The 7,382-nt window shown below is 46.2% G+C and carries 4 protein-coding genes; all 4 read left to right on the top strand.

Going from position 1 to position 7,382, the window contains the following annotated elements:
- Positions 1-210: 210 nt before the first annotated feature.
- Positions 211-978, top strand: a complete 768-nt coding sequence (pdhR, locus tag CAG68_RS14860) for a pyruvate dehydrogenase complex transcriptional repressor PdhR (RefSeq protein ID WP_005379989.1) — start codon at positions 211-213, stop codon at positions 976-978.
- A 48-nt stretch (positions 979-1,026) separates the two neighbouring features.
- Entirely contained in the window at positions 1,027-3,690 is a 2,664-nt protein-coding gene (gene aceE / locus CAG68_RS14855; RefSeq protein WP_161441318.1) for a pyruvate dehydrogenase (acetyl-transferring), homodimeric type, read from the top strand.
- Between the two features lie 19 nt (positions 3,691-3,709).
- Complete coding sequence (aceF, locus tag CAG68_RS14850) at positions 3,710-5,608, top strand: pyruvate dehydrogenase complex dihydrolipoyllysine-residue acetyltransferase (protein ID WP_005386611.1); 1,899 nt, start codon at positions 3,710-3,712, stop codon at positions 5,606-5,608.
- A 267-nt stretch (positions 5,609-5,875) separates the two neighbouring features.
- A complete protein-coding gene (gene lpdA, locus CAG68_RS14845; protein ID WP_005379993.1) occupies positions 5,876-7,303 on the top strand; it encodes a dihydrolipoyl dehydrogenase in 1,428 nt (475 codons plus the stop codon).
- Positions 7,304-7,382 lie beyond the last annotated feature (79 nt).

Genomic DNA, 7,382 nt, shown 5'->3' with positions numbered 1-7,382 from the left:
TCGACTTCCCATTTGTATGCTTTATGTAATTGGTCATACCAATTCTATTGCTGTTTTAACAGTCGATTGTTATCAGAGTGTTGGAAGTAAGCTCGTTCTATGATTTAGGTCAATTTTCGGCTGGACAGTGGCGTTTTAATTATGTTAATTTCTGCACCAACTTAAAATTGGTATTACCAATTACCTGCAAGAGTAGAAGAACAATAAATTATGGCTTATCAAAGGATTCGTCAGCCAAAACTCTCTGATGTTATAGAACAAGAGTTAGAAAGGTTGATAGTGGAAGGAACATTGTCTCCGGGGCAACAACTGCCTCCAGAGCGTGAACTGGCAAAACAGTTCGATGTGTCTCGTCCTTCAGTCCGAGAAGCCATTCAACGCTTGGAAGCGAAGCGTTTGTTGACTCGTCGCCAAGGTGGCGGAACATTCGTAAGTGAGAATATCTGGAAGAGCTTTTCAGATCCCTTGTTGAATTTGTTGTCTAGTCATTCTGAAACCCAGCTTGATGTGCTTGAGTCTCGTCATGCGATGGAAGGAATTTCAGCCTACTTTGCAGCTTTACGTGGTACCGAAGAAGATTTTGCGCGTATTCAAGGTTGCCTTGAGCGCATTAGTCAAGAGCAAGCAAACAACGATATCGAAGCTGAATCTGCGGAAGTAATGCAATTTTTGATCGCTTTGACAGAGGCCGCGCACAACGTGGTTTTGTTGCACATTGTTCGAAGCTTAGCACCTTTGCTTGAGCAAAATATTCTACAAAATTTTAAATTACTACGTCGCCGCCCAGAAGCGGTCGAGAAAGTCAGTAAACACCGAGCCAATATCGTGGATGCGATTGTTTCTGGTCAGCCTGAAAAGGCGCGAGAAATGTCCCACTCGCACTTGGCTTACATCGAAGAAACATTGTTGGATTTGACTCGAGAAGAGTCTCGACGAGAGCGTTCTCTGCGTCGAATTCAGCAGGGTAATGACTCGTAAGAGCGTTACTTAAATAAGTAGATCCAACCAACAGAAGGATAGATCGCCATGTCTGATATGAAGCATGACGTAGATGCACTGGAAACTCAAGAATGGCTACAAGCGCTTGAGTCAGTTGTACGTGAAGAAGGTCTAGAGCGTGCTCAATTCCTATTAGAGCAAGTTCTAGATAAAGCACGTCTAGACGGTGTTGATATGCCAACAGGTATCACAACTAACTACATCAACACGATTCCTGCAGACCAAGAACCAGCATACCCAGGTGACACAACACTTGAGCGTCGTATTCGCTCAATTATTCGTTGGAACGCTATCATGATCGTTCTACGTGCATCTAAGAAAGACCTAGAGCTAGGCGGCCACATGGCGTCTTTCCAGTCTTCTGCTGCGTTCTACGAGACATGTTTCAACCACTTCTTCCGTGCACCAAACGAGAAGGATGGTGGCGACCTAGTTTACTACCAAGGTCACATTTCACCAGGTATCTACTCACGTGCATTCGTTGAAGGTCGTCTAACTGAAGAGCAGCTAGACAACTTCCGTCAAGAAGTAGACGGCAAAGGTATTCCTTCATACCCGCACCCTAAACTGATGCCTGAATTCTGGCAGTTCCCGACAGTATCGATGGGCCTAGGTCCAATCGCTTCTATCTACCAAGCTCGTTTCCTTAAGTACCTAGAAGGCCGTGGTCTTAAAGATACTTCAGAACAGCGCGTTTACGCGTTCCTAGGTGACGGTGAGATGGATGAGCCAGAATCACGTGGTGCTATCTCTTTCGCTGCGCGTGAGAAACTAGACAACCTATGCTTCCTAATCAACTGTAACCTACAGCGTCTAGATGGCCCTGTAATGGGTAACGGTAAGATCATTCAAGAACTTGAAGGTCTGTTCAAAGGTGCTGGTTGGAACGTAGTGAAGGTAATCTGGGGTAACAACTGGGATTCACTACTAGCTAAAGATACGACTGGTAAGCTTCTACAGCTTATGAATGAAACGATCGACGGCGACTACCAAACATTCAAATCAAAAGATGGCGCGTACGTACGTGAGCACTTCTTTGGTAAGTACCCAGAGACAGCTGCACTTGTTGCTGACATGACTGATGACGAAATCTTCGCACTTAAGCGTGGTGGTCACGAGTCTTCTAAGCTATACGCGGCATACAAAAACGCGGCAGAAACTAAAGGTCGTCCAACAGTAATCCTAGCTAAGACTGTTAAAGGTTACGGCATGGGTGAAGCGGCTGAAGGTAAGAACATCGCGCACCAAGTTAAGAAGATGGACATGACTCACGTACTACACCTACGTGACCGTCTAGGTCTTCAAGACATCCTAACTGACGAAGCAGTGAAAGAACTTCCGTATCTGAAACTTGAAGAAGGTTCAAAAGAGTACGAATACCTACACGCTCGTCGTAAAGCGCTACACGGCTACACGCCACAGCGTCTACCAAAATTCACTCAAGAATTCATCGTTCCTGAGCTAGAAGAATTCAAGCCACTACTAGAAGAACAGAAGCGTGATATCTCTTCTACTATGGCATTCGTACGTGCGCTAAACGTTCTACTTAAGAACAAGAACATTGGTAAGAACATCGTTCCTATCATTGCTGACGAAGCACGTACATTCGGTATGGAAGGTCTGTTCCGTCAAATCGGTATCTACAACCCGCACGGCCAAACTTACACACCAGAAGACCGTGGCGTTGTTTCTTACTACAAAGAAGCGACTTCAGGTCAGGTTCTACAAGAAGGTATCAACGAGCTAGGTGCTATGTCTTCATGGGTTGCTGCTGCGACTTCATACTCGACAAACGACCTACCAATGATCCCGTTCTACATCTACTACTCAATGTTCGGCTTCCAACGTGTTGGCGACATGGCGTGGATGGCTGGTGACCAACAAGCACGTGGTTTCCTACTAGGTGCAACTGCGGGTCGTACAACGTTGAACGGTGAAGGTCTACAGCACGAAGACGGCCACTCGCACATTTTGGCGGGTACGGTTCCTAACTGTATTTCTTACGACCCAACATTCGCGTACGAAGTAGCAGTAATCATGCAAGACGGTATCCGTCGCATGTACGGTCCAGAACAAGAAAACGTGTTCTACTACCTAACGCTAATGAACGAAAACTACGCAATGCCAGCAATGCCAGAAGGCGCTGAAGAAGGCATCCGTAAAGGTATCTACAAGCTAGAAACTTACACGGGCGACAAAGCGAAAGTTCAGCTAATGAGCTCTGGTACTATCATGAATGAAGTACGTAAAGCAGCTCAAATCCTAAGCGAAGATTACGGTGTTGCTTCTGATGTTTACTCTGTAACGTCATTCAACGAACTAACTCGCGATGGCCAAGATGCAGAGCGTTTCAACATGCTTCACCCAGAAGCGGAAGAGAAAGTACCTTACATCCAAACAGTAATGGGTACTGAACCTGCTATCGCAGCAACTGACTACATGAAGAACTACGCAGAGCAGGTTCGTGCATACATTCCTGCTGAGTCTTTCAAAGTTCTTGGTACTGATGGCTTCGGTCGTTCAGACAGCCGTGAAAATCTACGTCGTCACTTCGAAGTGAACGCAGGTTACGTAGTAGTAGCAGCGCTAACTGAACTAGCGAAACGTGGCGAAGTTGAGAAATCTGTAGTTGCAGAAGCAATTAAGAAATTCGACATCGACACAGAGAAAACAAACCCGCTATACGCTTAATTAAGAAGGTAGATAAGAAATGGCAATCGAAATTAATGTACCAGACATCGGTGCGGATGAGGTTGAAGTTACTGAGATTCTTGTAAGCGTTGGCGACAAGGTTGAAGAAGAGCAGTCTCTGATCACAGTTGAAGGCGATAAAGCTTCTATGGAAGTTCCTGCTTCTCAAGCGGGTATCGTTAAAGAAATCAAAGTTGCAGAAGGCGACAAGGTTTCTACTGGTTCTCTAATCATGATTTTCGAAGCCGAGGGTGCAGCTGACGCTGCACCTGCTCCTGCGGCAGAAGCAGCTCCAGCAGCAGCTCCAGCTCCAGCAGCAGCGGCAGAACTAAAAGAAGTTCACGTACCAGACATCGGTGGTGATGAAGTAGAAGTTACCGAAATCATGGTTGCCGTTGGCGACAGCATCGAAGAAGAGCAATCTCTTCTAACTGTTGAAGGCGACAAAGCTTCTATGGAAGTTCCAGCGCCATTCGCAGGTACTCTAAAAGAGATCAAAGTTGCAGCAGGCGATAAAGTATCGACTGGCTCACTTATCATGGTATTCGAAACAGCAGGTTCAGGCGCTCCAGCAGCACCAGCGGCAGCTGAAGCTCCTGCGGCAGCAGCTCCAGCAGCGTCTGCGGCAAAAGAAGTGAACGTTCCAGATATCGGCGGCGACGAAGTTGAAGTTACTGAGATCATGGTTGCGGTTGGCGACACAGTGGAAGAAGAGCAATCTCTAATCACTGTTGAAGGTGACAAAGCTTCTATGGAAGTTCCTGCACCATTCGCTGGCACAGTTAAAGAAATCAAGATTGCAGCTGGCGACAAAGTGTCTACTGGCTCACTAATCATGGTATTCGAAGTGGCGGGTGCAGCACCTGCTCCTGCAGCAGCTCCAGCTCCAGCTCAAGCGGCAGCACCTGCAGCTCCGGCTCCTAAAGCAGAAGCTCCGGCGGCAGCAGCTCCAGCAGCGACTGGCGATTTCAAAGAAAACGATGAGTACGCTCACGCGTCTCCAGTTGTTCGTCGTCTAGCGCGTGAATTTGGCGTTAATCTTTCTAAGGTTAAAGGTTCTGGTCGTAAGAGCCGTATCCTAAAAGAAGACGTTCAAGCTTACGTGAAAGATGCACTTAAGCGTCTTGAGTCTGGCGCAGGTGCAGCAGCATCTGGCAAAGGCGACGGCGCGGCTCTTGGTCTACTACCATGGCCAAAAGTGGACTTCAGCAAGTTTGGTGAGACAGAAGTTCAACCGCTATCTCGCATTAAGAAGATCTCTGGCGCAAACCTACACCGTAACTGGGTAATGATCCCGCACGTTACACAGTGGGATAACGCAGACATCACGGCTCTTGAAGCATTCCGTAAAGAGCAAAACGCGATTGAAGCGAAGAAAGACACTGGCATGAAGATCACACCACTTGTGTTCATCATGAAAGCGGTAGCTAAAGCGCTTGAAGCGTTCCCAGCGTTCAACTCTTCTCTATCAGAAGACGGTGAGAGCCTAATTCTGAAGAAATACGTGAATGTTGGTATCGCGGTAGATACACCAAACGGTCTAGTTGTTCCTGTATTTAAAGACGTGAACAAGAAAGGCATCTACGAGCTATCTGAAGAGCTAATGGCGGTTTCTAAGAAAGCACGTGCTGGTAAGCTAACTGCGGCTGACATGCAAGGTGGCTGTTTCACTATCTCTAGCCTAGGCGGTATCGGCGGTACGGCGTTTACTCCAATCGTAAACGCGCCAGAAGTTGGTATCCTAGGTGTGTCTAAGTCAGAAATGAAACCGGTATGGAACGGTAAAGAGTTCGAACCGCGTCTACAACTTCCACTGTCTCTATCATACGACCACCGTGTGATCGATGGTGCTGAAGGTGCGCGCTTCATCACTTACCTAAACTCATGTCTATCTGACATTCGTCGTCTAGTTCTGTAATAGAAATTAGATGAATGAGAGGCGGCAACTTAGCCGCCTCTGCTAATCATAATTACCGACAATTTGGTTATCAGCCTTGCTTCGTTCAGGGTTTTCACAATCGAATTGTTGTCTAGCTCACAGGCTAAATTGATTTACTTTTCACACCATTAACATCTCTGTAAACTGTTAGCGGTCTGAAAATAACTGTTTAAAACAAATCTCTCTTAAACATAAAAAATCGATACCCACTCAGCCTGTTAGGGATAATGACTACAAGAGGTCAAAATGAGCAAAGAAATTAAAGCCCAAGTTGTTGTACTTGGTTCTGGTCCTGCTGGTTACTCCGCTGCATTCCGTTGTGCGGATTTAGGTCTTGAAACTGTACTAGTTGAACGTTACAGCACGCTTGGCGGTGTATGTCTGAACGTGGGTTGTATCCCATCTAAAGCACTGCTTCACGTTTCTAAAGTAATTGAAGAAGCGAAAGCGATGGCTGACCACGGCGTTGTGTTCGGTGAGCCTCAAACAGACATCAGCAAAATCCGCATCTGGAAAGAAAAAGTTGTTAACCAACTAACTGGCGGCCTAAGCGGTATGGCTAAGATGCGTAACGTAACAGTAGTTAACGGTTACGGTAAGTTCACTGGCCCTAACTCTATCCTTGTAGAAGGCGAAGGTGAGCCAACAGTTGTTAACTTTGACAACGCAATCGTTGCGGCTGGTTCTCGTCCAATCAAACTGCCATTTATCCCGCATGAAGACCCACGTATTTGGGACTCTACTGACGCTCTTGAACTAAAAGAAGTGCCAGAAAAACTGCTTATCATGGGCGGTGGTATCATCGGTCTAGAAATGGGTACGGTTTACCACTCTCTAGGTTCTAAAGTTGAAGTTGTTGAAATGTTTGACCAGGTAATTCCTGCAGCAGACAAAGATATCGTGAAAGTATTTACTAAGCGTATCAAAGACAAGTTCAAGCTAATGCTAGAAACGAAAGTAACAGCAGTTGAAGCAAAAGAAGACGGTATCTACGTTTCAATGGAAGGCAAGAAAGCGCCAGCTGAAGCTGAGCGTTACGATGCGGTTCTAGTTGCTATCGGTCGTGTACCAAATGGTAAGCTAATCGACGGTGAAAAAGCGGGTCTAGAAATTGACGAGCGCGGCTTCATCAACGTTGATAAGCAAATGCGTACTAACGTTCCTCACATCTTCGCGATCGGTGATATCGTTGGTCAACCAATGCTTGCTCACAAAGGTGTGCATGAAGGTCACGTAGCTGCTGAAGTTATCTCTGGTAAGAAGCACTACTTCGACCCTAAAGTTATCCCTTCAATTGCGTACACTGAGCCAGAAGTAGCTTGGGTTGGTAAGACTGAAAAAGAAGCGAAAGAAGAAGGCATCAAGTACGAAGTAGCAACATTCCCATGGGCAGCATCAGGTCGTGCAATCGCATCTGACTGTGCAGACGGTATGACTAAGCTAATCTTCGACAAAGAAACTCACCGCGTAATCGGTGGTGCTATCGTTGGTACTAACGGTGGTGAACTACTTGGTGAAATCGGCCTTGCAATTGAGATGGGCTGTGATGCAGAAGATATCGCTCTGACTATCCACGCTCACCCAACTCTACACGAGTCTGTAGGTCTAGCTGCTGAAGTATTTGAAGGTTCAATCACTGACCTGCCAAACAAAAAAGCAGTTAAGAAGAAGTAAGCTTTTTCTGACTGAATGATAGAAGCCGCTGCATTGCAGCGGTTTTTTTATGCTTGTTATATAGGAATATAAATGTGTG

This window comes from Vibrio sp. V42_P2S4T144 (genome assembly GCF_009904715.1).
Lineage (GTDB): Bacteria > Pseudomonadota > Gammaproteobacteria > Enterobacterales > Vibrionaceae > Vibrio > Vibrio alginolyticus.
Note: the sequence above shows the minus strand (reverse complement) of the source record. Positions and strands in the feature narration are given on the sequence as shown.

Excerpts from the sequence above, each read along its gene's own strand:
- aceF (WP_005386611.1), top strand. The coding sequence starts at position 3,710 with ATGGCAATCGAAATTAATGTACCAGACATCGGTGCGGATGAGGTTGAA.
- aceE (WP_161441318.1), top strand. The coding sequence starts at position 1,027 with ATGTCTGATATGAAGCATGACGTAGATGCACTGGAAACTCAAGAATGG.
- lpdA (WP_005379993.1), top strand. The coding sequence starts at position 5,876 with ATGAGCAAAGAAATTAAAGCCCAAGTTGTTGTACTTGGTTCTGGTCCT.
- pdhR (WP_005379989.1), top strand. The coding sequence starts at position 211 with ATGGCTTATCAAAGGATTCGTCAGCCAAAACTCTCTGATGTTATAGAA.